27 protein-coding genes are annotated in these 23,043 nt (G+C 70.9%); 11 read left to right on the forward strand and 16 right to left on the reverse strand.

Going from position 1 to position 23,043, the window contains the following annotated elements; genetic code table 11:
* Nucleotides 1-104: 104 nt before the first annotated feature.
* Entirely contained in the window at nt 105-536 is a 432-nt protein-coding gene (locus M8542_RS50710; protein WP_372508742.1) for a helix-turn-helix domain-containing protein, read from the forward strand.
* On the opposite strand, the gene M8542_RS41990 is transcribed toward M8542_RS50710, so the two are convergent.
* Together M8542_RS41990 and M8542_RS41995 are read right to left on the reverse strand one after the other, a co-directional pair.
* The gene (locus tag M8542_RS41990) at nt 484-1,002 is read right to left on the reverse strand and encodes a GNAT family N-acetyltransferase (RefSeq protein ID WP_257925967.1); all 519 of its coding nucleotides are present in this window, start codon (nt 1,000-1,002) and stop codon (nt 484-486) included. The two genes, M8542_RS50710 and M8542_RS41990, sit on opposite strands and share 53 nt — an antisense overlap.
* A gap of 10 nt (nt 1,003-1,012) precedes the next feature.
* The gene (locus M8542_RS41995; protein WP_372508743.1) at nt 1,013-1,906 is read right to left on the reverse strand and encodes a TetR/AcrR family transcriptional regulator C-terminal domain-containing protein; all 894 of its coding nucleotides are present in this window, start codon (nt 1,904-1,906) and stop codon (nt 1,013-1,015) included.
* A 144-nt stretch (nt 1,907-2,050) separates the two neighbouring features.
* Between M8542_RS41995 and M8542_RS42000 the strand changes: the two genes are divergently transcribed.
* Both M8542_RS42000 and M8542_RS42005 read left to right on the forward strand, forming a co-directional pair.
* The gene (locus tag M8542_RS42000) at nt 2,051-2,743 is read left to right on the forward strand and encodes a DUF2306 domain-containing protein (protein WP_257925969.1); all 693 of its coding nucleotides are present in this window, start codon (nt 2,051-2,053) and stop codon (nt 2,741-2,743) included.
* A gap of 101 nt (nt 2,744-2,844) precedes the next feature.
* Complete coding sequence (locus M8542_RS42005; RefSeq protein ID WP_257925970.1) at nt 2,845-3,810, forward strand: chitinase; 966 nt, start codon at nt 2,845-2,847, stop codon at nt 3,808-3,810.
* Between the two features lies 1 nt (nt 3,811).
* Here M8542_RS42005 and M8542_RS42010 read toward each other — a convergent pair whose 3' ends face one another.
* The 6 genes from M8542_RS42010 to M8542_RS42035 all read right to left on the reverse strand — a co-directional run bounded on the left by M8542_RS42010 (nt 3,812) and on the right by M8542_RS42035 (nt 9,296).
* On the reverse strand, nt 3,812-4,642 hold the full coding sequence (locus M8542_RS42010; protein ID WP_257925971.1) for a LysR family transcriptional regulator: 831 nt from the start codon (nt 4,640-4,642) through the stop codon (nt 3,812-3,814).
* 19 nt (nt 4,643-4,661) lie between these two features.
* Complete coding sequence (locus M8542_RS42015) at nt 4,662-5,426, reverse strand: HAD family acid phosphatase (protein ID WP_257925972.1); 765 nt, start codon at nt 5,424-5,426, stop codon at nt 4,662-4,664.
* Between the two features lie 82 nt (nt 5,427-5,508).
* On the reverse strand, nt 5,509-6,669 hold the full coding sequence (locus tag M8542_RS42020; protein WP_257925973.1) for a class I SAM-dependent methyltransferase: 1,161 nt from the start codon (nt 6,667-6,669) through the stop codon (nt 5,509-5,511).
* Nucleotide 6,670: 1 nt separating this feature from the next.
* On the reverse strand, nt 6,671-7,636 hold the full coding sequence (locus M8542_RS42025) for a class I SAM-dependent methyltransferase (RefSeq protein WP_257925974.1): 966 nt from the start codon (nt 7,634-7,636) through the stop codon (nt 6,671-6,673).
* A 4-nt stretch (nt 7,637-7,640) separates the two neighbouring features.
* Nucleotides 7,641-8,420: an enoyl-CoA hydratase/isomerase family protein gene (locus M8542_RS42030; RefSeq protein ID WP_257925975.1), complete on the reverse strand. Its 780-nt coding sequence runs from the start codon at nt 8,418-8,420 to the stop codon at nt 7,641-7,643.
* Nucleotides 8,421-8,474: 54 nt separating this feature from the next.
* Entirely contained in the window at nt 8,475-9,296 is an 822-nt protein-coding gene (locus M8542_RS42035) for an ABC transporter ATP-binding protein (protein ID WP_257925976.1), read from the reverse strand.
* Between the two features lie 298 nt (nt 9,297-9,594).
* Between M8542_RS42035 and M8542_RS42040 the strand changes: the two genes are divergently transcribed.
* Together M8542_RS42040 and M8542_RS42045 are read left to right on the forward strand one after the other, a co-directional pair.
* Nucleotides 9,595-10,140, forward strand: a complete 546-nt coding sequence (locus M8542_RS42040) for a cysteine dioxygenase (RefSeq protein ID WP_257925977.1) — start codon at nt 9,595-9,597, stop codon at nt 10,138-10,140.
* On the forward strand, nt 10,137-10,532 hold the full coding sequence (locus M8542_RS42045) for a rhodanese-like domain-containing protein (protein WP_257925978.1): 396 nt from the start codon (nt 10,137-10,139) through the stop codon (nt 10,530-10,532). Before M8542_RS42040 ends, M8542_RS42045 begins: the two co-directional genes overlap by 4 nt.
* A 159-nt stretch (nt 10,533-10,691) precedes the next feature.
* Here M8542_RS42045 and M8542_RS42050 read toward each other — a convergent pair whose 3' ends face one another.
* The 4 genes from M8542_RS42050 to M8542_RS42065 form a co-directional block, all read right to left on the reverse strand.
* On the reverse strand, nt 10,692-11,678 hold the full coding sequence (locus tag M8542_RS42050; protein WP_257925979.1) for an LLM class F420-dependent oxidoreductase: 987 nt from the start codon (nt 11,676-11,678) through the stop codon (nt 10,692-10,694).
* 63 nt (nt 11,679-11,741) lie between these two features.
* A complete protein-coding gene (locus M8542_RS42055; RefSeq protein ID WP_257925980.1) occupies nt 11,742-12,371 on the reverse strand; it encodes a putative T7SS-secreted protein in 630 nt (209 codons plus the stop codon).
* A 14-nt stretch (nt 12,372-12,385) separates the two neighbouring features.
* Entirely contained in the window at nt 12,386-12,715 is a 330-nt protein-coding gene (locus tag M8542_RS42060; protein WP_257925981.1) for a DUF6317 family protein, read from the reverse strand.
* Between the two features lie 19 nt (nt 12,716-12,734).
* A complete protein-coding gene (locus M8542_RS42065) occupies nt 12,735-13,598 on the reverse strand; it encodes a hypothetical protein (protein ID WP_257925982.1) in 864 nt (287 codons plus the stop codon).
* Nucleotides 13,599-13,922: 324 nt separating this feature from the next.
* Here M8542_RS42065 and M8542_RS42070 point away from each other — a divergent pair, with 324 nt between their 5' ends.
* Nucleotides 13,923-14,147, forward strand: a complete 225-nt coding sequence (locus M8542_RS42070) for a hypothetical protein (protein WP_257925983.1) — start codon at nt 13,923-13,925, stop codon at nt 14,145-14,147.
* Between the two features lies 1 nt (nt 14,148).
* On the opposite strand, the gene glgP is transcribed toward M8542_RS42070, so the two are convergent.
* On the reverse strand, nt 14,149-16,674 hold the full coding sequence (glgP, locus tag M8542_RS42075; protein WP_257925984.1) for an alpha-glucan family phosphorylase: 2,526 nt from the start codon (nt 16,672-16,674) through the stop codon (nt 14,149-14,151).
* Nucleotides 16,675-16,807: 133 nt separating this feature from the next.
* Here glgP and M8542_RS42080 point away from each other — a divergent pair, with 133 nt between their 5' ends.
* Nucleotides 16,808-18,241, forward strand: coding sequence for a neutral zinc metallopeptidase (locus M8542_RS42080; protein ID WP_257926015.1), 1,434 nt, complete (start codon nt 16,808-16,810; stop codon nt 18,239-18,241).
* Nucleotides 18,242-18,249: 8 nt separating this feature from the next.
* Nucleotides 18,250-18,891, forward strand: coding sequence for a class I SAM-dependent methyltransferase (locus tag M8542_RS42085; RefSeq protein ID WP_257925985.1), 642 nt, complete (start codon nt 18,250-18,252; stop codon nt 18,889-18,891).
* 48 nt (nt 18,892-18,939) lie between these two features.
* Here M8542_RS42085 and M8542_RS42090 read toward each other — a convergent pair whose 3' ends face one another.
* On the reverse strand, nt 18,940-19,920 hold the full coding sequence (locus tag M8542_RS42090; RefSeq protein WP_257925986.1) for a tetratricopeptide repeat protein: 981 nt from the start codon (nt 19,918-19,920) through the stop codon (nt 18,940-18,942).
* A gap of 85 nt (nt 19,921-20,005) precedes the next feature.
* Here M8542_RS42090 and M8542_RS42095 point away from each other — a divergent pair, with 85 nt between their 5' ends.
* Nucleotides 20,006-20,413, forward strand: coding sequence for a hypothetical protein (locus M8542_RS42095; RefSeq protein WP_257925987.1), 408 nt, complete (start codon nt 20,006-20,008; stop codon nt 20,411-20,413).
* A gap of 185 nt (nt 20,414-20,598) precedes the next feature.
* Entirely contained in the window at nt 20,599-21,489 is an 891-nt protein-coding gene (locus M8542_RS42100) for a transposase family protein (RefSeq protein WP_257925988.1), read from the forward strand.
* Between the two features lie 72 nt (nt 21,490-21,561).
* On the opposite strand, the gene M8542_RS42105 is transcribed toward M8542_RS42100, so the two are convergent.
* Nucleotides 21,562-21,864, reverse strand: coding sequence for a thiamine-binding protein (locus M8542_RS42105; RefSeq protein WP_257925989.1), 303 nt, complete (start codon nt 21,862-21,864; stop codon nt 21,562-21,564).
* Between the two features lie 78 nt (nt 21,865-21,942).
* Here M8542_RS42105 and M8542_RS42110 point away from each other — a divergent pair, with 78 nt between their 5' ends.
* Nucleotides 21,943-22,443 carry a MarR family winged helix-turn-helix transcriptional regulator gene (locus tag M8542_RS42110; protein ID WP_257925990.1) on the forward strand — a complete coding sequence of 167 codons (501 nt, stop codon included), beginning with the start codon at nt 21,943-21,945 and terminating at the stop codon, nt 22,441-22,443.
* Nucleotides 22,444-22,490: 47 nt separating this feature from the next.
* Here M8542_RS42110 and M8542_RS42115 read toward each other — a convergent pair whose 3' ends face one another.
* Entirely contained in the window at nt 22,491-22,856 is a 366-nt protein-coding gene (locus tag M8542_RS42115) for a DUF3817 domain-containing protein (RefSeq protein WP_103350428.1), read from the reverse strand.
* Between the last annotated feature and the right edge of the window lie 187 nt (nt 22,857-23,043).

The following is a 23,043-nucleotide window of genomic DNA, read 5'->3' on the forward strand; positions in this document are numbered from 1 at the left end:
GCCCGGGCAGGTTGGGGGTCGACTACCGGAGAGCGAAACGTTGGCGCGCCGAGGCCGCAACATTTCCACCGGCCCCGCCGGTGGTGTCGGCACGGTTTGTCAGCGTGCACGAGCGGATCCGGATCGCTGACCGGGCCCGTGAACCCGGGGTCTCGCTGCGGGTGATCGCGGCCGAGCTGGGCTGTCCGGTGTCGACGATCAGCCGGGAACTGGACCGCAACCAGCAATCCGAGGGGACCTGTCAGCCGTATGCCGCGCACGAGGGGGTCGCTGGCCGACGAGGCCCGGCCCAGGGTAGGCAAGCTGGTCGCGGATCCGGTGTTGCGGGTCATCGTCCAGGATGGGCTGGATGTGCGGTGGAGCCCGCAGCAGATCGCCTGCCGGCTGCGCCGCGACCCTGGTCGAACGCACCACCCGGACAAAACCCCGGAATCGGCCGTCCAGCCACGAACTTGTCCACATCCAGGCCAGCCTGTGGACAGGTCAGCGCGGACGGTCCAGCACCGCGCGCTGCTCCACCCGGCCATCAAGGGTGAATTGGCTGTGGGGCCGAAACCCCAGCTTCTCCACCACCCGCGCCGAGGCCTTGTTCGCCGGCTCGTACACCGCCAGCAGCCGGTCCGTGTGGCCCGCCGAAAAGACGTGGTCGCGGACCGCCGTCGTCGCTTCCGTTGCGTAGCCGTGGCCCCAGGCCGATGGGGCTATCCACCAGCCCATCTCCACCGCCGGCAGGCCCAAGCCGGACTCCGTCGGGCTTCGGCGCACCAACGACACCACGCCATCGAACGAGCCCTGGGACGCCGAGACCGCGAACCAGCCGAAACCGTGCGACGCCCAGTGCGCGAGTGTTGCCTCGTGCTTGGCCACCGTGTACTCGCGGCTCCACGGCTCGCCCGTGCCGACGTAGCGGACCGTCTCCGGGAGCTGGGCCAGCGCGAACAAGTCGTCGAAGAAGTCTTGGGACCACGCGTGCAGCGTGAGTCGTTTCGTGGTGATCGACACCGCCGTCAGTTTAGGCGTGTTCCGCCAGCAGCACACCGATTCCGTCCAGCTGACGACGCAGGCCGAACTCGAACGCCTCGTCCAGGTCGACGTCGGTCAGGCCCGTGATCACCTCCGCCAGCGCCGGGAACCGGCCTGACTCGAGGTGGCCGATCAGCAACGCCATGTCGGCTTCGAGGCGCTGACTTCCGGTGATCCCGGTGTCCTGTTCGGCCTCCACCTCGAACGCGTGGCTCACCGCGAGACCGCCGACCCAGCCATTGAGCGTCATGAGCACCTGCAGCTTCGTGCGCCGCGGCAGGGCGGTGCCGCTGAGCGCCCGCAACGACCAGTCCACCAGGCGCAGCCCGCTCGCGACCACCGGCGGCCGCACCAGCGAGTGCAGCATCACCGGCGCCAGCCACGGGTGCCGCCGGTACGCGCGCCACTGCGCCCGCGCCGCCAGGTCCAGCCGCGGCCGCCACTCCGCCGGCCCCGGCTCGGGGAGTGACTCGGCGCCGAACGCCGTGTCCGCCATCAGGCGGATCAGCTCTTCCTTGTCCGGGACGTGCCGGTACAGCGCCATCGGGCCGACGCCGAGCTCGGCCGCGAGCCGCCGCATCGACAGCGCGCCGCGGCCTTCGGCGTCGGCCAGCGCGATCGCCGCGCGGACCAGCCGGTCCCGGCCCAGCGGGGGTTTCTGCGGTGTCCGCTCGGCCACGACCGTGCCGCTGCCCGGCACCGCGCGCACCCAGCCCTGCTCACCCAGCGCGGACAGCGCTTTCGCCGCCGTCGCCATCGCCACGCCCCACTCCCGGACCAGGGAACGCGTGGACGGGACGCGGTCGCCGGGACGCAGCTCGCCCGCACTGATCCGGCGGCGCAGGTCCGCCACGATCCGCAGGTAGGGTGCCTGCTCGGCCACGCACACCGCCGATCCGTACTAGAACACTTTCCCCGGCCACCTAGAACGGTTTCAGGGTACTCCCCCATTGTCGCCAGCGAGCATTGTGACGCCGACCAGCCGGTCCATACGGTGCGAATACACCGTACGAACAAGGGGGCCGTCATGACCACGATCGAAAAACCCGGAGTCCGCCACACGAAGCAGGCGTGGTGGCGCCGCCCGTGGGTGTTCCCGCTGGGCCTGCTCGTCACGGTGTTCCTCGTGTACTCGCTGCCGCCCTACCTCGGGCTCGACCCGGCGCAGTCGCGGATCCAGGCGCCCATGAGCTGGTACTACCCGGTGCTGGTGACGCACATCGGCTTCGCGTCCATCGCGATGGTGACCTGCGCGCTGCAGATCTGGCCGTGGCTGCGCCAGAAGTACCCGGTGGTGCACCGGCGCACCGGCCGCGTGTACGTCTTCGCCGGCGCGGTCCCGGCGTCGATCGCGGGGTTCGCCATCGCGCTCGCCGCGCCGTTCGGGCCGATCGGCGCGGTGTCGAACGTGCTGCTGGCGACGCTCTGGTTCGGCTGCACCGTGCAGGGCTACCGGATGGCGCGGGCTCGCCGCTTCGGCGACCACCGGCGCTGGATGGTCCGCAGCTTCGCCCTCTGCATGTCCATCATCAGCAACCGGATCTGGGGCGTGGTCTGGGCGATGGTGTTCGCGCCGCAGCTGGACACGACGTTCGGCGGCAGCGAGCTGGCCATGGGGCAAGCGATCGCGGGCGTCACGACGTGGACCGGCTGGGTGCTGCCGCTGCTGGTCGCCGAGTGGTGGCTGACGCGGAGCCGGAAGAAGGCGGGTTCCCGCTGACCGGGGTACCCCGTTCGGCCTATGGTCCGGACCACATTAATGGTCTATACCAATCATGACCGGAATTCCCCGCCGCGCGCACCTCGTCGTGGAGGTTTCCCATGCGACTCCGTTCCTTCCTGTCCGCTTTGGCCGGCTTGGCCCTCGCCACCACCGGCTTCGCCGTCCCGGCCGAAGCCGCCGCCGGGTCCCCGATCCCCGTCGGCCCCTACGTCGACATGGGCGCCTGGCCGACGCCCAGCCTGTCGGCGATGTCCGCGGCCAGCGGCGTCAAGGGCTTCACGCTGGCCTTCGTCAACTCCTACGGCTGCAAGGCCAGCTGGTTCGGCGCCTACGACCCGCGCACCGCTTGGCAGAAGGACGAAATCACCAAGATCCGCAACGCCGGCGGCGACGTCAAGATCTCCTTCGGCGGCGCGTCCGGCATCGAGCTGGCCCAGGCGTGCAGCACGTCCGCGCAGGTCGCGGCCGAGTACGACGCCGTCGTCAAGGCGTACGGCCTCAAGTACGCCGACTTCGACATCGAGGGCGCGGCGGTCGCGGACCCGGCGTCGATCACCCGCCGCTCCCAAGCCCTGAAAACGCTCCAGGACAACAACCCCGGCCTGAAGATCTCGCTGACCCTGCCGGTGCTGCCGAACGGCCTGACCGCCGACGGGCTCAACGTCGTCAAGGCCGCCAAGAACGCCGGCGTGAACCTCGACCTGGTCAACATCATGGCGATGGACTACTACCAGGGCGCCGGCGACCAGGGCGCGAAAGCGATTTCCGCGGCCAAGGCGACCCAGGCGCAGCTCAAGTCGCTCTACGGGCTGAGCGACGCGGCGGCGTGGAAGAAGGTCGGCGTCACCCCGATGATCGGCGTCAACGACTCGCAGAACGAGATCTTCTACCAGAAGGACGCCAAGGCGCTGGTGGCGTTCGCGAAGACCGTCCACCTGGGCATGCTGTCGTTCTGGGAGGCCGGCCGCGACGCCAACGCGTGCACCGGCGCGCTCTACAAGTGCACGAACGTGCCGCAGGCGAAGTACGAGTTCGCGAAGATCTTCGCGGGCTACACCGGCTGAGTCACCACCGGGCGGCGTCCGCGAGCAGTGCGTCCCGCACCGCCGCGGGCCCCGCCCGGCACGGCTCGGTCCGGGTCACGACGAACAACGTGTTGATCGGCGGCTCCTCCGGTTCGAGCAACGCGACCAGCGAGCCGGACGCCAGCTCGGCCGCGCACAGGTACCGCGGCAGCACACTGACGCCGAACCCGGCCAGCACGCAGGCCAGGACGCCACGCAGGTCCGGGACCACCACGGCCGGCCCGGCGGGCGGCCGGACGCCGAGCACCGAACGCCAGTAGCGGCGGATGATCGGCAAGTCTTCGGCGTAGGCGACCAGCGGCGCGGTCCGCGGGTCGCCGGTGAAGCCGCGCGGGCCGACCAGCACGAACTCCTCGTCGGTCAACGGCGTCGCCGCGAAGCCGCGGCCCCGGGGCCGGATCGTCGACACCACGAGGTCGAACCGGCGCTGGGCGAGGCCCGCGAGGAGGTCGTCGGCCAGGCCGAACGTCACCCGCAGCCGCAGGCCCGAAGCGACCAGCCCGGCCAGTGCGGGCAGCACCCGGAGCGTGGTCAGCTCGGCGGGCCCGGCCAGGTGCACCGGCGACGCGAACGGGTCGTCGCCGACCGTCACCGAAGACAGCGCGTCGATGTGCGGCGCGATCCGGGCGGCCAGCTCGTCGGCCGCCGGGGTCGGCGTGACGCCCCGGGCGCCGCGCACGAACAGCTGCCGCCCCAGCTCGTCTTCGAGGGTTCTGACCTGCGCGGTCACCGTCGGCTGGGACAACCCCAGCGACGGCGCCGCGCCGGTCAGCGATCCCGCCCGGTAAACGGCCAGGAACGTCCTCAGCAAGTCGAGGTTCAGGACGGGCTCATGGCAGGTAGTACATCGGGTTCGGCAGCTTGATCGGACGCAGCGCGTAGCCGCCCTCGAGGTCGCTGAACTGGTCGCCGACGTTGAGCACGATCTTCGCGCCGGTGGCCTCGATGTGCGCCCGCGTGCCCGACTTGTACTGGACGGTGTTGCAGGTCAGCCCGCACGGCAAGTAGTCGGGCGCGGTCACCTTCGGCTTGAAGAACGCGCCGGCCGGGGCCGGGTAGCCCTCGTTCGCGAGGTTCTTCAGCGACTGCGGCCCCTGCAGCTCGTTGCGGCCGGTCAGGAAGTACAGCTTGACGCCGTGCTGCACGGCCCAGTTCGTCAGCTCCAGCACCGGCTTGTTCGCGGTGAAGGTGCCGTTGTCGATGGCCTGCTGCTGCTTGACCGGGTCGAAGCCGAAGTCGTTGTCGGCCTCCCAGCCGTAGGTGATCTCGGACGTGTCGTCGACGTCCAGCACGATCGCCGGGTTCTTCACGCGACCGAGCTGCTGCTGCAGGTAGCGCTTCGCGTCGGCGACGACGTTCTTGGTGTCCTTCGCGAACCGGCTGGTGTCGGAGTAGTGGTGCTTGCCCGCGGCGTCGAGGTAGTCGCCGTAGTAGGCCTTGACGTCGTTCTTGACCTGGCCGATGTTGGCCGGCTCCTTCGCGCGGGCGGCGGTCGCGTCGTCCGAGCCGGCGAGCGCGGTCGCCCCCGAGGCGACGGTGGCGCCGATGGCCGCGGCGGCGGCGAGCTTGACGAGACCTGACCATTTTCCGGACACGGCGACCCTCCAGTGGTGACTTGCCAACCCCGGGGAACCTACGTCACGTTCACCCGGAGTTCCACCCCTCGAAAGTTTCCGCTCACCTTTCGGCGCGACACAGGAACGCCACCGGCGACCGCCCGATCCGCGTGAGCACGACCGACGCTTCCGCGTCACCACGTGGTTTCAGCCGTCGCCGCAAGACATCCGGGTCGACGTCCAGGCCGCGGACCAGGATTTCCAGCCGCCCGACGTCGTGTCGCTTGAGGACGGCTTTGAGCGCCTTCTCGCTGTAGGGCCCCTGCTCCAGGACGCGGAAGGCTCGCACGCCCGGTGGCGGGGTGTCGCCGGTCAGGTACGCGATGCGTTCGTCCAGCTGCCACAACCCGTGCCGGGCCGCGTAGTGACGGACCAGCCCGGCCCGGACGACGGCGCCATCGGGGTCGACGATCCACTCCCCCGGCGCCCGGGTGGGCAGTTCGTCCGGTTCGGTGTCGGTGACCGTCCACTGTGTCCCGTCCGAGCGCAGCACGCTCGCCCGCCGCGTGACTCCGGTGCCGAGCCCCCGCCAGAGACAGGATTCCCGGACCTGGCCGTCGAGCGACACCAGCTCGACCTCCTCCGCCCACGGCGTGAGCGCGAAGTCGAGGCCGGGCGCGCACTTCACGGACAACGGGCGGCCCGGGTAGGCCTCGACGAGGCCGTCGAGGGGTGGCGCGAAGTCCGCCGGTTTCCATGCCCGCCGCCCGGCCGAGTCACGCCGGGCCGGATCCGCGACGACCACGCCGGACCGGCTGACCGGGCGCAGCGCGTCGGCCCGCACGAGTCCGAAGGAGACACCCGCGCTGATTCCGTTGTGCCGGGCCATCTCCAGCCGCACCTGGTCCAGATCGGACCCGAGCGCGCGCCGCGCCACCCGCGCGATCTCGACGAGGTCGGCCCCCACCGAGCACGTGACGTCGTGGACGTCGAGCCCGGCCAGCCGCCGTGCCCGGTGCCGGGCGACCGGTGTGGCACTCGCCTGCTGGAGCGCGTCCGAGGTGAACAGACCGTCCTCGAAGGACAGCTTCGACACGGCTTTTCGGCGCAGCAGCACGGTTTCCAGGACCGCGGCCGCGTGCTCCTCGCCCACGAGACGGCGAACAGCGGCGACCGAAGCGATGTGGTCGGTCAGCGGCAGCGCCGAAACCTCGGCGAGCGCCGCCACACCCGCGTCGGAACGCAGGTAGGCGACGTCGCCGAGGCTGAACGAATACGCCAACTCAGGACGGCCGCTTGGTCCCGGTGATCATCACGTTGTAGAACAGCTCGCGCGGCAGGATCTTCGCCAGCAGCTTCTTGTCCACAGCGGACAGCCGCAGCCACAGGTGGTAGGCGAACAGGCGCCAGCGCACGGTCAGCTTTTCCTGCGGCACCGCGGCTTCGAACGTCCGGATCGGCCAGCCGGCCAGCGCGGCCGCGAACTCCTCGGTGACCGCGTGCACGTCCTGCGCGCCGGCCCCGCGGGCCCACGACTCCAGCTCCGACGGGTCGAAGGTGTGGATGTCGACCACGGCCTCCAGCGCGGCGGCGCGGGACGACTCGTCCAGTTCGGACTGCGGACGCCGCCAGCCGCTCAACGCGGGCAGCTTCGTCACGCGCGTGGTCAGGAACCAGGTGAACTGGCCGAGCTTGCGGGCGTAGAAGTCGCCGATCTTGGTCGGCTCGCCGGCGAAGACGAACCGGCCGCCCGGCTTGAGCACGCGCAGCACCTCGCGGAACGCCGCCTGGACGTCCGGGATGTGGTGCAGCACCGCGTGCCCGACCACGAGGTCGAACGTGTTGTCCTCGTACGGGATGCGTTCGGCGTCGGCGACCCGGCCGTCGACGTCGAGGCCGAGCTTCTCGGCGTTGCGCAGCGCGACCTGGACCATGCCGGGCGAGAGGTCGGTGACCGACCCCTTCTTGGCGACGCCGCCCTGCATGAGGTTCAGCAGGAAGAAGCCGGTGCCGCTGCCCAGCTCCATCGCGTGCTGGTAGGGCTGGCCGTCCTCGCCCGCGACGGCGTTGAACACGTCGGTGGCGTAGGAGATGCAGCGCTCGTCGTACGAGATCGACCACTTCTCGTCGTAGGTGCCGGCTTCCCAGTCGTGGTACAGCACGTTCGCGAGCTTGGGGTCGGCGTAGGCCGCCTGGACCTCTTCCGCGGTGGCGTGCGGGTTCGGGGCCGGGTCGTTCACGTCGGTCAAGGCGTCATTTCCCTTCGAAAGTGGCCTTGCCGGGCCCGTTTTCGATGAACGACTTCATGCCGTTCCGCTGGTCTTCGGTCGCCCAGAGCGCGGCGAACAGGTGTGATTCGAGCTTGAGCGCGTTCGGGAGGTCCACGTCGAGGCCGCCGTCGATGGCCGCCTTCGCCGCGCGCAGCGCCACCGCGGGGCCGTTCGCGAACTGGGCCGCCCACTTGTGCGCGGCCGCGTAGACGTCGTCGGGAGCGACGACCTGGTCGACGATCCCGAGAGCCAGTGCTTCCTGGGCCTTGACGAACCGTCCGGTGTAGACGATGTCCTTGGTCTTGCTCGGCCCGATCAGCCGCGCCAGGCGCTGGGTGCCGCCCGCGCCGGGGATGACGCCGAGCTGGATCTCGGGCTGACCGACCTTGACGTTGTCGCCGGCGACGCGCCAGTCGGCCGTCAGCGCCAGTTCGAGGCCGCCGCCGAGGGCGTAGCCGGTGATGGCCGCGACGACCGGCTTCGGGATGTTCGCGATGGCCGCGAGGGTGCCGGTGAGGTTCGCACCGAACTTGGCGATCTCCGGGTAGGTGCGGGTGGCCATCTCCTTGATGTCCGCGCCGCCCGCGAAAGTCTTCTCGCCGCCGTAGAGGATCACCGCGCGGACGTCGTCGCGCTCGGTCGCCTCCTTCGCCAGCTCGGCGAGCTCGGCGGTGACCTGGGCGTTCAGGGCGTTGACCGGCGGCCGGTCGAGCCGGATCGTGCCGACCCCGTCCTTGACCTCGAGGGTTACGAACTCTCCCACGTCACTCCTCCTCGTTGACGGATTGCCAGCAGGCTACCGGCCGGTAGCGTCAGCTTAGCGACGGCGGGCGAAGAAGCGATCGCCGGAACGCTCGAGCACGAGGTCCTGGTCGAACGTCTTCGACAGGTTTTCGCTGGTGATGACGTCGTCGACCAGGCCGGACACCACCGCGTGGCCGTCGCGCAGCAGCAGCGCGTGGGTGAACCCCGGCGGGATCTCCTCGACGTGGTGGGTGACCAGGACCAGGGCCGGCGCCTCCGGGTCGAGGGCCAGGTCGGACAGCCGCGCGACGAGATCCTCGCGACCACCCAGGTCCAAGCCCGCGGCCGGCTCGTCGAGCAGCAGCATCTCCGGGTCGGTCATCAGCGACCGGGCGATCAGCGCGCGCTTGCGCTCGCCCTCGGACAGCGTGCCGAACGTGCGCTCGGCCAGGTGCCCGATGCCCATCGCTTCGAGCAGCTCGCTCGCGCGAGCGGTGTCGAGGGTGTCGTATTCCTCACGCCAGCGCCCGAGCACCGCGTAGCCGGCGCTGACCACGACGTCCTTGACCAGCTCGTCGCCCGGCACGCGCTGGGCGATGGCGGCCGAGGTGAAGCCGATGCGCGGACGCAGGTCGAAGATGTTGACCCGGCCGATGCGCTCGCCGAGCAGGTCGACCTCGCCGGTGGTCGGGTGCAGTTCGGCCGCGGCGAGGCGCAGCAGGGTGGTCTTGCCCGCGCCGTTCGGGCCGAGCACCACCCAGCGCTCGTCGAGTTCCACGGACCAGTCGAGGCCGGCGAGGAGGTCGTTGGTCCCCCGGCGGACGCCGACACCGGCCATCCGGACCACGAGGTCGTCAAGTTCGCTGGGCTGGATCGGCTCGCTCACGAAGCCCATTCTGTCTGCCGTCGCGCGCGCGTGCGCACCCGCCCGGGTGAGACGGCGAACCGGCAGGTCGGAGTGCGTCCACGAAGTGGAACGCCGGGCCTGCCGCGACCCGGCTGTGGCACGATCACCGCATGTCCGCCGACGCGCCCGTGACCCCGGTGACCCGGGGCTCGTTCTGGCGCCGTCGCGCGATCGACCTGCTCCTCGTCGCTTCGGCCGGGTGTACGCGGGCGCGGCTTCGCTGATCTTCCGTGCGGTGCCGCGCTGCCTCGCGTCCTGATCACCTGCTGTCCGAGGAGCCCCCGCGTTGACCACTTCGCTGACCCGTCCCGCCGTCGAAATCCACCCGCGGCTGACCGACCCGCTGCTGCCCGAGCTGCTGCACCCGTCGCGGCTGCTCTGGACGCCGCGGGAGCTGGCCGAGCTGACCACGACCGTCACCACCGAGCTGACCTCGAGCGTCAAGGACATCCTGCGCTTCGACGAAGACCGCCGCTGGTGGGCGCGGCTGGCGCTGACCGACGGCGTCGAGCTGTGGCTGCTGTCGTGGCTGCCGGGCCAGCACACCAAGCCGCACGACCACGGCGGCGCGTCGGGCTCGTTCACCGTCCTGCAGGGCGAGCTCGGCGAGGAGTACCGCTATCCCGGCGGGCCGGTCCGCCGGCGCACGCACCTCGCGGGGCAGGGCATCGGCTTCGGCGCCGGGCGCGCCCACCAGGTCACCGGCATCGGTGACGCGCCCGCGGCGAGCGTCCACGCGTACTCGCCGCCGCTGGTGCCGACGCGGGAGTACGCGACACTCGCCGACGTGCCGGCCGAGATCCCGCCGCTGCCGGTTATCGTCGGCGGATGAGCGCCATCGACTCCTTCCTCGAGCAGGCCCGCTCCGGCCTGGACCGGGTCGCCCCGGCCCGGGCCCACGAGCTGCAGGAGGCGGGCGCGCTGCTCGTCGACATCCGGCCACTGGCGAACCGCGAAGCCGAGGGCGAGATCCCGGGCGCGGTGGTCGTCGAGCGGATCCACCTGGAGTGGCGGCTGGCGCCGGACAGCGAGTGGAAGCTGCCCGGCGTGACGGCCGACTCGACGGTGGTCGTGCTGTGCAACGAGGGCTATTCGTCGAGCCTCGCGGCGGCGGACCTGCAACAGCTGGGCCTGGCCCGCGCGACCGATCTCGAAGGCGGCTTCCGCGCCTGGGCCGCCGCCGGCCTGCCCGTGCAGACCGGCGGCAGCCCCGCGGTGCCCTAGGCGGCGTCCTGCAAGTCAAGCTCGCGGTCTTCGCGCCCAGGCGGCCCCTGACGGCACGGGCGGATCACCCGAGTACGGCCCAGTACGAGGGTGCTCCGCCCGCACCGCCAGGAACCACCTGGATCACGAAGCCCATCGAGCAGACTCACAGGACACCACCTAGGCGAGGGCGGGCGCGACCTTCTCGGCGAACAGGTCGATGCCGGACCGGTCGTACGCGGCTTCGGGGAAGTTGAAGATCGCGTAGGACATGCCGAGCTCGCCCAGCGCGGCGAGCTTCTCGGTGACCTGCTCCGGCGTGCCCGTCGTCGGGCTGTTCACGAAGACGCTGTGCCAGCGCTCGGCGGCGTCCGCCGGCACGTACTTGCCGAGGTGGGACTTCAGCCAGGCCAGCTTGTCCTGGACGTCCTTTTCGGTCTCCCCGATGACCGAGTTGTGGTTGACCGAGCGGACGATCGCGTCGAAGTCGGTGCCGACGTCCTTGCAGTGCTGCGCGAGGATCTCCGACTTGCGGGTGAACGTCTCGGGGTCGCCGGCGAAGTTCGTGTACTTCGCGTACTTCGCGGCGATCTTGAGGGTCTTCTTCTCACCGCCACCGGCGATCCAGAGCGGGATGCCGCCTTCCTGCGGCGGCAGCGGACGCAGGATCGCGCCGTCGGTCTGATACTGCTTACCGTCCAGTGTGGACGTTCCGGTGGTCCAGAGGTCACGCATGATCTGCACGCCCTCGTCGAGCTGGGCGAGCCGGTCACCGGCGCCGGGGAACCCGTAGCCGTAGGCCCGCCACTCGTGCTCGTACCAGCCCGCGCCGATGCCCATCTCGACGCGGCCGCCGGAGATGATGTCGGCGGTGGCGGCGACCTTCGCGAGGTAAGCCGGGTTCCGGTACCCCATGCAGGTGCACATCTGGCCGAGCCGCACGGTGTCGGTCGCGGCGGCGAACGCCGAGATCAGCGACCAGGCCTCGTGCGTGGCCTCCTCGGTCGGGACCGGCACGGTGTGGAAGTGGTCGTAGACCCAGATCGATTCGAAGGGGCCGGCCTCCGCGTGTTTCGCGAGGCCGAGCATGGTCTTCCAGTGGTCCGCGGGGTCGATGCCGGCGAGGTCGATCCGCCAGCCCTGCGGGACGAACATTCCGAAGCGCATGCGTCCAACCTAACGCCGCGGGTGCCCTGGTGCGCAGCGATTTCCGGCTGGAGTTGCTCCAGGTCAGTGCCCGGTCCAGTGGTCGTGAACGGCGTCGCTCAGGTCCTGGACACGCCGGTAGAACGCGGCTACGTCGGTGATGGCCCGCGGGTCGAGCGCGGCGACCAGCGGTCGGGGTTGTGGTTGCGGCTGCTCCGGCGGCGCCGCGGCCGGCGCCGGCTGAGCGCCGAAGGTTCGCACCGGGTCAGCACCGGGCGTGGTGGCCGGTCTGACCGGAGCGGCGACCTCCTCGCCCACGACAACGCCGGCCGAGCGCAGTTCTTCTGCTGCCTCGCGCAACCGGGCACCGGCCTGCCCGGCGGCTTCGAGCCGGCGTTGCTCCAGCCGGGCCAGGGCCCCGCTTTCCGACTCGTAGTTCCGCCGATCAGCGAGGTCCGCCAGGACCTGCACGTAGTCACCGAGTGCCCTCGCGGCGACCTCGTGCGCGGCAGCCGTGGACCGGATCCGTCTCGCGCGAGCCGTCCGCGCGGCCGCGAACGCGTCGTACGCCCCGCCTGCCCAATGCGCCGGATCGACCGCGGCCAGGTCTTCGGCGAGGTCGTCGAGAGCGCGGGCGAGGCCACGGAGGCGGTCGGTCTCCCCGCGAAGCAGGTTGATGGTCCCCTTCGACCAAGGGGTCGATTGCTCGGCCATGTCCGGTCCGTCGCTCAGCCCAGCGCCGCCGGGATGACCCCGGACGGCTGGGCTGTCTCCACGGCCGGGAATTCCCAGTGGACGTCATCCTCGTGCTTCGCGTACCGCTCGGCGCCTTCTCGCAGCCCGTTCCCGAGTTCATCGAGGTCACCGACGAGTCCCTTGACCGCGTCCGCGGAAGCACCCTGGAAATCACTCAGCGCGTCCGCCAGCAGAGGGTCACCGGCCTGCTCCGCCTTGGCGGCGTAGCGCAGCGCGGGCTGTTCGGCGCACTCGCGTGCGAGTCCGACCAGCCGGATGCCTGCCGCGCGCAGCTCGTCCGGCGCGACCTCGAAGCCGCTCATCGCAGTGGTTCCTCACTCGTCAGCCTCGGCCGGCCAGCCGGGCGATCTCGATCGGGGGCAGGGGTAGCGCGGTTTGGGCGTCGGAGCCGCGACGGGCACTCGGGTTGATCAACACCCCGGTCGGCTCCGGCCGGTCGTAGGCATCCCGGACGAAGTCACGGCCGCTGGCCTCGACCGTCCGCCGCCACCGCGGTCCGGCCACCGCCCGATACGCGTCGAGGCGGGCGGCATCGGTGAACACGCACAGCCAGGCTCCCCATTCGCCGAGCTCGACCGGCAGCACGCGGCCGTCCCCGCTCGCCGGCGCGAAGCCACGCCCGGCCAGGAACACCTCGATGCTGCGGCAGACCAGCAGCGGGGCCCGCTCGGCGTCCGGGGTGGACAGGATGCGGAGCAGCTCGGTCACCTCGCCACGCGGCGCGGGCACCACCGCCGGCAGATCGTCGGGCGGACTGTTGTGCTCGAGCCACCGCGACGCGGCTCGCAGCTCGCGGTCCCCGAATTCACGGTGTGCGCGCCCCAGGCTGCGCTCCAGGTGCTCGTGGAACACCTCGATCCGCCGCCGGCAGGTGCGGTCCGACAGCCCCGCCAGCTTGAGGTTCCCCAGCCGCTCGCCCAGGTTGGCCGTCACGGGCACGGATCCCAGGTTGTACGCCGTCCAGATGACGAACGCGAGATCACGGTCGCCGATCTCGTCGAGCACGGCCTTGAGCCGGAGCACGACGATCGCCCGCACGCGATCGACGGGATCGTCGTCGCCGACGCCCCAGAGGGCACGCAGGGCCGGACCGAGCTGTTCCCGCAGATCAGCCCGTTGTATTCCCCATCCCTTGTGGAGACGGAGGGCAGATTTCCGCGACGCGCCCGCGAGCACCGACGTCAATCACCTCTCCTTTCTCCTTGATCGTGGGAAACGCATCATAAAGGACTGTCTCGCGCCGAGTGCAGCAACCTTTACCCGCGGCGTGGCCGTTCAAAAAACGTCCGCGACCTGGCTTTATGACAATTTGTGGACATAAATCAGCGGACCAGTCGACGTTTTGGCCACGAAGTCGCCATGACCATTCCATGACCAAAACAAACCGTACAAGCGTTCGGCGACCGGTTCCTGACCAGAACCGCCGGCCGGCGACCGAAAAACGATCACGGTGCCTACTGTCGATTCCGTCGGCCGCGAACGGACGCTGCCCCCGAACCTGGAGACACCATGGAAATGGCCCTGATCGCCGGCCTGGCCTACCTGGCCGGCGTGACTTCGACCAGCCTGGCCGTCGTACTGTGGTCACGCCGCCGGCCAGCGCACGAGCACCGGTGCGTGATCGTCGCCCCGCAGCGTCCCTTCGGGCCGGGTCCGCTCCCGCCGTACTGGGCGACCCCGCGCCACCTGCCCCCGGACTTCCCGGGCCCGGCCGCGCCGCCGCCCTACTGGTGATTCAGGCCAGCACCACGCGGGCCAGCTCGGCCGGCGCGGCCAGCAGCCCGTGCTTCGGCAGCACCCGCACCGTGTACCCGATCGACCCCGGCCGCGGCAGCTTCAGCCGGGCCGCGAACGCGCCGATGCCGTCTTCGGTCATCGGGACCGTCACCGCGTCGCGCAGCTCGTCGTCGTCGCCCACCCGGCCGACCACCGCCTGGATGTCCACTTCGGACTGGTCGAGGCCGGCCAGGTCGATGCGGGCGCGGATCGTCACCTCGGTGCCGACCACCAGCCGCTCGGTCGCCTCCACCAGCAGCTCCGAGTCGAAGATCCGCACGCGCGGCCACGACACCTCGAGCTTCGTGCGGTAGTCCGCCAGCGACAGCGCGCCGCGGTAGCCGTCGCCCGTCGCCGCCGCCACCATGCGAGATGCCGGGAGGTAGCCGTTGTCGACGTACTCGCGGACCATCCGGGACGCCTGCACCCGCGGCCCGAGCGTCTCCAGCGTGTGCCACACCATCGACAGCCAGCCGGTCGGCACGCCGTCGGCGGAGCGGTCGTAGTACAGCGGCGCGATCTGCTGGCCGAGCAGCTCGTAGAGCGCCGCGGCCTCGAGGTCGTCGCGCCGCAGCGGGTCGGTGACGCCGTCCGCGGTCGGGATCGCCCAGCCGTTGCTGCCGTCGTAGCACTCGTCCCACCAGCCGTCGCGGATCGACAGGTTCAGCCCGCCGTTCAGCGCCGACTTCATCCCCGACGTCCCGCACGCTTCCAGCGGCCGCACCGGGTTGTTCAGCCAGACGTCGCAGCCCCGGTACAGGTAGCGCGCCATCGACATGTCGTAGTCCGGCAGGAAGACGATCCGGTGCCGGACGTCCGCGCCGTCGACGAACCGGACGATCTGCTGGATCAGCTGCTTGCCGTTCTCGTCGGCCGGGTGCGACTTGCCGGCCACGACGACCTGGATCGGGCGCTGCTCGTCGAGCAGCAGCGTGCGCAGCCGCTCCGGGTCGCGCAGCATCAGCGTCAGGCGCTTGTAGGTCGGCACCCGGCGGGCGAACCCGACGGTCAGCACGTCCGGGTCGAACACCGAGTCCACCCAGCCCAGCTCGAGCGGTGACGCGCCGCGCTGCAGCCACGCCGCGCGGACCCGCCGCCGGACCTCGTGCACCAGCTTCTCGCGCAGCTCGCGCCGCAGCTCCCACAGCTGGGCGTCGGTGACGCCGTCGCGCAGCGGCCCCTCGCCGACGTCGAGGCCCCACTCGCGGCCGAGCAGCGTGCTCAGCTCGCGCGCCACCCAGGTCGGGCCGTGGACGCCGTTGGTCACCGACGAGATCGGCACCTCGTCGTGGTCGAAGCCGGGCCACAGCCGCGAGAACATCTTGCGGGTGACGCGCCCGTGCAGCTGCGAGACGCCGTTGGCGCGCTGCGCCAGCCGCAGGCCCATGTGCGCCATGTTGAACAGGCCCGGGTTGTCCTCGGCGCCGAGCGCGAGGACGCGCCGCGGGTCGATGTCCGGGACCAGCCTGCCGTCGGCGAAGTAGCGCTGCACCAGGTCGACCGGGAACCGGTCGATGCCCGCGCTGACCGGGGTGTGCGTGGTGAACACCGTGCCGGCCCGGACCGCGGGCATGGCCTCGTCGAACGCCAGGCCGTCGGCCTGGACGATCTCGCGCGCGCGTTCCAGGCCGAGGAAGCCCGCGTGTCCCTCGTTCGTGTGAAACACCATCGGCTGCGGGTGGCCGGTCAGCTCGCAGAACTTGCGGACGGCGCGGAACCCGCCGATGCCGGCCAGGATCTCCTGCCGCAGCCGGTGGTCGGCGTCGCCGCCGTAGAGCCGGTCGGTGACGCCGCGCAGGTCCTCGTCGTTGGCCTCGGTGTCGGTGTCGAGCAGCAGCAGCGGCACGCGTCCGACGCGGGCCTGCCAGATCTGCGCGCACAGCTCGCGCCCGCCAGGCATCGCGACGCCGATCAGCACCGGCCGCCCGCCCGCGGTCAGCAGCTCCAGCGGGAACGCGTTGGGGTCGATCACCGGGTAGTGCTCGACCTGCCAGCCGTCGAGCGAGAGCGACTGGCGGAAGTAGCCGTTGCGGTAGAGCAGTCCGACGCCGACCATCGGCACGCCCAGGTCGGACGCGGCCTTGAGGTGGTCGCCGGCCAGCACGCCGAGGCCGCCGGAGTAGTTCGGCAGCGCTTCGGTGACGCCGAACTCCATGGAGAAGTAGGCGACCGCGGGTGGGAGATCGTCGTCACGCTGCTGGTACCAGCGCGGCTCCGACAGGTAGTTCTCCAGGTCCGCGGCCGCGTCACGGGCGCGCGCGAGGAAGTCGTCGTCGACGGCGAGCTCGTCGAGACGCGCCGGCGGCAGCGCGGTGAGCATCCGCAGCGGGTCGCGCACCGCGTTGAACAGCTCGGCGTCCATCGACGCGAAGAGGTCGCGCGTCGGCGGGTGCCAGGTCCAACGCAGGTTGGTGGCCAGCGCGCCGAGGCCCGACAGCGATTCCGGGAGGCTGGCGCGGACGGTGAACCGGCGGACTGCACGCATGGGAAGCGACGATATCGGGCCGCGGACGCCCGTGCGCAAGGGAGCAGTTCCGGGATAACGTGCACGCCCCGCGAATGCCCTGGGTAGGGTCCTGCGCATCCGTACCGGGTGGGCACGAGAGCGAGTGAACGAGATGATCCCAGGGGGAGGACGGCGCACGCTGGTCGCGCTGCTCGCCGTCGCGGCGGTGGCCGTGAGCGGCTGCAACGACAAGGGCGGCGCCACCGGCGACCCGGCCAAGGACCCCGGCGCCGGTGCGGTCGCCGGGCTGCCGGTGACCCACTTCGAGAGCGGCCTCAAGCCGGACGCGCCCACGCCGAAGGTCGACGTCAAGAACGCCGACGGCGGTGAGGACGACAAGCTCGCCACCGCCGCGATCGACGACGTCCAGACGTACTGGAACGAACGCCTGCCCGCCGACTTCGGCCAGCAGTTCGAGCCGGTGAAGTCGCTGCTGTCCTACGACTCGGACACCGACACCGAGACCACCGGCTGCGGCAGCGTCAAGAAGCTCGTGAACGCGTTCTACTGCTCGGCCGACGACTCGGTGGCCTGGGACCGCGGGGTGCTGCTGCCGATGCTGCGCCAGCGGTTCGGGCCGATGTCCGTGGTCGTCGTGCTGGCGCACGAGTTCGGCCACGCCGTCCAGTTCCGGCTGGGCGACAAGGCCGGGATCGCCAAGAGCACCCCGACCGTCGTGAAGGAGCAGCAGGCCGACTGCTTCGCCGGCGGCTACTTCCGCTGGGTCGCCGAGGACAAGAGCAAGTTCTACCGCGTGTCGACGTCCGAGGGCCTGAACCAGGTCATGGCGGCGATGTTCCTGATCCGCGACACCGCGGGCACCAGCGGCGCCGACCGCGGCGCGCACGGCACGGCGTTCGACCGCACCTTCGCCTTCCAGACCGGGTTCGAGAAGGGCCCGAAGGAATGCGCGGCGATGAACGCGGAGAACGTCAAGGCGCGGCTCACCGAGCGTCCCTTCGACAAGGGTGACACCGGCAAGGGCGACACGAAGTTCAACCAGTCCGCCGTCGAGCTGCTGAAGAAGAGCCTCGACGAGGCGTTCAAGGGCGCCGGGGTGGCCGCGCCGGAGATCGCCGACGGCGGCAGCTGCCAGACCACGCCGCCGGCGTCGTACTGCCCGGACGACAACACGGTGAGCATCGACCTCGCCAAGCTGTCCGCGCTGGCCCAGCCGATCGACCGCAAGGCCGAGATGCAGGGCGACGACCCGGGCGGCATGGGTGACTTCGCGGCCTTCTCCGAGGTCGCTTCGCGGTACGCGCTGGGCATCCAGAAGGGCGTCGGCGCGTCGATCGACAACGCGAACGCGGGCCTGCGCACGGCCTGCCTGGTCGGCGCGTGGGCGGCGTTCACGAACCGCCCGGGCGACCTGCGGCTGTCCGCGGGTGACCTCGACGAGGCGATCGCGGACCTGCTGCAGCCGGAGAGCCTGGTGTCGGCCGACGTCAACGGCAAGCGCCCGGACAGCGGTTTCGACCGGGTCGAGTCGCTGCGGCGCGGCTACCTCGAGGGTTCGTCGGTCTGCTCGAAGCAGTACGCCTGAGGTCGCCCATGGCTGACAAGTGGCTGTCGGATACGCGCTCCTCGTACGACACCGACGCCCCCGGATACCTCGAGAAGGTGCGTGGGCTGCTCGACGAGCGGCCTTACCTGCGCGCGAGCCTGGCGCTGTTCGCCGAGGCGGTGCACAGCGCCGGAGGCGGGCCGGTCGCCGACGTCGGCTGCGGGCCGGGCTACGTCACCGGCCACCTCCAAGAGCTCGGTGTGGACGCGTTCGGCATCGACCTCTCGCCCGGGATGATCGCCATCGCGCGGCGCGACCACCCCGGCCTGCGCTTCGAGGTCGGGTCGATGACCGACCTCGACCTGGCGGACGGTTCGGTCGCCGGCGTGCTCGCGTTCTGGTCCGTCATCCACGTGCCCGACCACGCGGTGCCCGGCGTGTTCGAGCAGTTCCGCCGGGTGTTGCGGCCGGGAGGCCCGCTGCTGGTCGGCTTTCACGTCGGTGACGGGACGCAGCACACGTCCGAGGGCTACACCGGCCGCCCGGTCGACGTGGACAGCCACCACCGCCCGCCGGACCGGATCGCGGGCTGGCTGCGTGACGCGGGGTTCACGATCGAGGCCGAACTCGTCATCGGGCCGGACGAGGACGTCCCGGGAGCCGTCATCTTCGCGAGCAGCCCCGCCTGAGCGCGTGAAAAAGGCCCCCACCGCGTGGTGGGGGCCTTTTCGCGGGTTCTAGAAGAGGGCGCTCGCCAGGTTGCGGCGGGCCTTCATGACGCGCTCGTCGGCCGGGTCGAACAGGTCGAACAGCGCCACCAGGTGCTCGCGGACCCGGTTGCGGTCGTCGCCCGCGGTGCGGCGGACCGTGTCGATCAGGCGCTTGAAGCCCGCCTCGACGTCGTTCTCCGCGATCTCCAGGTCGGCCGCGTCGAGCTGGGCCGACAGGTCGGCCGGGTCGGCGTCGGCCTTCGCGCGGGCGTCCGGGTCGGCGCTCTCCGCGCGGGCGGTGAACTTGACCTGGGCCAGCGCGTTCTTGGCCAGCTCGTTGGCCGGTTCGACGTCGAGGATGCGCTCGTAGGCGGCCTGCGCGGCGGCGAAGTCGCCCCGCTCGAAGGCCTCTTCCGCCTCGGTGAAGCGCGGGTCCTCGGGCTCCTCGATCGGGCCGCCGCCGTTGGCCTCGGCCTCGGCGATCGCCGGCAGCTTGTCTCGCAGGGCTTCGAGCAGCGCGTTGATCCACTTGCGGATCTCGGGCTCGGGCAGGGCGCCGGAGAAGGCGTCGACCGGCTGGCCGCCGCCGATGGCGACGATCGTGGGGATGGACTGCGCGCCGAACAGCTGCGCGATGCGCGGGTTGGCGTCGACGTCGACCTTCGCCACGACCCACGCGCCACCGGACTCGGCGGCCATCCGCTCGAGCACCGGGGACAGCTGCTTGCAGGGGCCGCACCACTCGGCCCACAGGTCGACGATCACCAGCTGACGCAGGGACCGCTCGACGACCTCCTGCTGGAAGGTGGCCTCGGTGACGTCGATCACGGCCTCGGACGAACCCGGGGCGGACGGCGGCGGAGCGTCTCCGCCGGCCGGGCCGGCGGGCGGGGCCGGCTGCCTCTGCGCCGATTCGGCGCGGGCCTTGAGCGCGGACAAGTCGACCGCGCCGGACAGGGCGGCGGACAGGGCCGCTGACTTCGCTGCAGATCCGCGTGGCTGTGTCACGCTTCCATCCTGGCACGCGTGCCGCGTGCTTTCACCGGGTGCCCATCGCTTGGCAGGACGGCGCCGCGTGGGGCAGGCTCGGCCGGTGCACATCCGGCGTGACGTGAAAGTGGGGCTGTCCATCGTGGCCGCGCTCGCGTGGATCGGCGCGGTGACGCTGCTCATCGTGCACGAACCGGACCCAGGCGCGTCCTCACCCGGCGAGCTGCGCGACAAGCTCGCGTCGGCGCTGTCCGGGCACGACGCGGACGCCCTCGCCGGCCTGGTCGACTACCCGGGCTCCGGCGGGGACGACTTCGCGAAGGACTACGTGACGGCGCTGGCCGACCACGGTGTCCACGACGTGCGCGTGGAGCTGGGCCCGGACGCGGCGGCTCCGGCCCGCGCGACGGTCGAAGGCACCCTCGGCGACGGCCGTCCGTTCAGCTACGCGCTGAACGTGACGAGTGAAGACGGCCGCTGGACGGTCGCCTTCACCCCGCCACTTCCGTAGTCCCGAGCGCCCCAATGTGGCCTTCGGTGCGTCAGACGCAACCAAGGCCACATTGGGGTTGTTTCATCGTGAACGTGGCTGGTCAGGGTGCTGAGGTCCCTGTGGTTGCCTGTGGTGGCAGGAAGTGGTGGCGGGACCGGCGTGGCGAGCCTGGGCATAGGTGAAGCCCTCGGCAAGATCGAGATGTGAGTCAATCACCCGCCGAGGGCTTCGGTGCTCTTTCCTACCAGGTCACCCTTCCCCTGTCTCGTCAGACCCTGCAGCTGGTCGCCGGGCTGATCCGCGCCCACCGAGGCCGGCTGCGGTCTCGCTGGCGCAAAGCCACCCCCGCCGGGCAGGCGCTGACGGTGCTGGCGGTGCTGCGTCACGACCCGCGACTGGCCCACCTCGGCGCCGGCATGAACGTCTCCGCGTCCACGGTGCGGCGGTGGGTGCTGGAAGTCATCGGCCTGCTCGCCGCCCGCGCCACCCGCCTGAACCGGGTCCTGCGGCGCCAGGCCGCCCGGGGTGGTGAGGTGGTGCTGGTGGATGGCACCCTGATCCGGACCCGTCGCCGCACCGGACAAGCGAACCGGGCCCACTACAGCGGCAAACACAAACAGCACGGCCTGCTCACGCTCGGACTGACCGACGAGCAGGGCCGGCTGCTGTGGGTCTCGGCAGCCCTGCCGGGCAAGACCGCTGACATCACCGCCGCTCGCCGGTTACGCCTGCGCGAACGGCTGCACGCCCACGGCCTGACCCCGGCCGGGGACAAAGGGTTCCATGGCTGGCACAAAGACGTCCGCACCACCCGCGACTGCCCGGCCTGCGGCGGAGCATGTGAGCAGGTCGTGCTCACCCCTTACAAGGCCGAGGCGCGCCGGCCGCTGAGCAAGGCGCAGAAGCAGGCCAACGCCGCGTTCGCGGCGATGCGGTGCGCGGTGGAGGGCGGCTTCGCCGCCCTCAAACACTGGCACATCCTCGACCGGCTCCGTCTCAATGCCCGTCATGCGTCGACGTTGCTGCGGGCTTTGCTCGTGCTCACCCAGCACGAGCAGAACATCCGCGACAGTGCCCGCCTCGGTCTGGGGTGAGCATTACCAGACTCGGTCAACCCACCCTGATCAGCAGCGATCAGGATGAAACAACCCCATTGGGGCGCTTGGTCAGGACTCGCGAAGGTGGGCTTCGACGCGGTCCACCTTGGCTTCGAGCTGGCCTTCGAAGCCGGGCCGGATGTCGGCCTTCAGGACCAGGCCGACGCGGGCCGAGCCCTCCCCCGCGGCCTCGACCGCGCGCTTGACGACGTCCATCACCTCGTCCCACTCGCCCTCGATGTTCGTGAACATCGCGTTGGTCGAGTTGGGCAGGCCCGACTCACGGACCACCTTGACGGCGCGAGCGACGGCTTCGCTGACTCCGCCGTCGGGCTCCCCGCCGGACGGGCTCACGCTGAACGCGACGATCATGCTCGGAAGTCCCTTCTTCGGTGTTCTTTCCGCCGGTCGTGCGACACCCGCCGGTACCCGCTGGTAACTTCGCGTGTCATGAACCGTCCGCTGCCGTTCGACCCGATCGCCCGCGCGGCACAGCTGTGGGAGGACCGGATCGGGCCCTCCGGCACCATGGCCGCGGTGACCGGCGTGATGCGCGTCCAGCAGATCATCCAGTCCGCGGTGGACGGCGCGCTCAAGCCGCACGGCCTGACCTTCGCCCGGTACGAAGCGCTGGTGCTGCTCACCTTCGCCCGCAGCGCCAGCCTGCCGATGCGGGTGATGGGCGAGCGGCTCCAGCTGCACCCCACCAGTGTCACCAACATAGTCGACCGGCTGGAGAAGGACGGGCTCGTCAAGCGCGTCCCGCACCCGACCGACCGCCGCACGACGCTCGTCGAGATCACCGACGAAGGCCGCAAGCGCCGCGAGTCCGCGACGGCGGCCGTGACGGAGATCGACTTCGGCCTCAACGGGCTGACCGACCGGCAGACCGAGCAGCTCACCGACCTGCTGACGAAGGTCCGCCGCGCGGCCGGCGACTTCACCGAATGACAGAAAGGGCCCGCGCCGGAGCGCGGGCCCTTTCTCAGCTGCCGGGATCAGGCGGCGACGGGCTCCTTGACCTGGAACAGGCCGACACCGCCGTGGGACAGCCGCTGCGGGCCGTCGAGCTTGCCGTTGCGCAGCGCCCACTTCTCGAACAGCCACGTGAACAGCGGCGGGATGCTCGCGAGCAGGGCCAGCACCAGCGTCTTCGGGCGCCAGCCGAGCGGCTTCGCCACGGACAGGGAGACGACCACGTAGAGGACGAAGATCACGCCGTGCACCATGCCGATGACGGGCACGCCGCCCTCACCGGAGGAGTGCACGACGTACTTGAGGAACATCCCGACAAGCAGCGCCGCCCAGGACAGGGCTTCGGCGACTGCGGCCACGCGGAAAACTAGAGCGGCCTTGCTGGACACTTCTTCCTCCTGTGGGGTCTCACCACGTTTGTTTGGCACAAAAAACGTCCGACGCACCGTCCAAGGCGGACTGCCTGTGGACGTCAACGGCGCTGTCGGACGTGCTGATACCAGTGTGAGGCGTGACGGCCCTCACGGGAACACCGGGGCCCGTGACGATGCTCACGGCCGTGGTCCACTGTGGTCT

This window comes from Amycolatopsis iheyensis (assembly GCF_024703995.1).
Lineage (GTDB): Bacteria > Actinomycetota > Actinomycetes > Mycobacteriales > Pseudonocardiaceae > Amycolatopsis > Amycolatopsis iheyensis.

Coding starts and splice junctions, on each gene's coding strand:
- M8542_RS42000 (WP_257925969.1), top strand. CDS start 2,051: ATGACCACGATCGAAAAACCCGGAGTCCGCCACACGAAGCAGGCGTGG.
- M8542_RS42005 (WP_257925970.1), top strand. CDS start 2,845: ATGCGACTCCGTTCCTTCCTGTCCGCTTTGGCCGGCTTGGCCCTCGCC.
- M8542_RS42035 (WP_257925976.1), bottom strand. CDS start 9,296: ATGGGCTTCGTGAGCGAGCCGATCCAGCCCAGCGAACTTGACGACCTC.
- M8542_RS42045 (WP_257925978.1), top strand. CDS start 10,137: ATGAGCGCCATCGACTCCTTCCTCGAGCAGGCCCGCTCCGGCCTGGAC.
- M8542_RS42050 (WP_257925979.1), bottom strand. CDS start 11,678: ATGCGCTTCGGAATGTTCGTCCCGCAGGGCTGGCGGATCGACCTCGCC.
- M8542_RS42055 (WP_257925980.1), bottom strand. CDS start 12,371: ATGGCCGAGCAATCGACCCCTTGGTCGAAGGGGACCATCAACCTGCTT.
- M8542_RS42060 (WP_257925981.1), bottom strand. CDS start 12,715: ATGAGCGGCTTCGAGGTCGCGCCGGACGAGCTGCGCGCGGCAGGCATC.
- M8542_RS42070 (WP_257925983.1), top strand. CDS start 13,923: ATGGAAATGGCCCTGATCGCCGGCCTGGCCTACCTGGCCGGCGTGACT.
- glgP (WP_257925984.1), bottom strand. CDS start 16,674: ATGCGTGCAGTCCGCCGGTTCACCGTCCGCGCCAGCCTCCCGGAATCG.
- M8542_RS42080 (WP_257926015.1), top strand. CDS start 16,808: ATGATCCCAGGGGGAGGACGGCGCACGCTGGTCGCGCTGCTCGCCGTC.
- M8542_RS42085 (WP_257925985.1), top strand. CDS start 18,250: ATGGCTGACAAGTGGCTGTCGGATACGCGCTCCTCGTACGACACCGAC.
- M8542_RS42105 (WP_257925989.1), bottom strand. CDS start 21,864: ATGATCGTCGCGTTCAGCGTGAGCCCGTCCGGCGGGGAGCCCGACGGC.
- M8542_RS42110 (WP_257925990.1), top strand. CDS start 21,943: ATGAACCGTCCGCTGCCGTTCGACCCGATCGCCCGCGCGGCACAGCTG.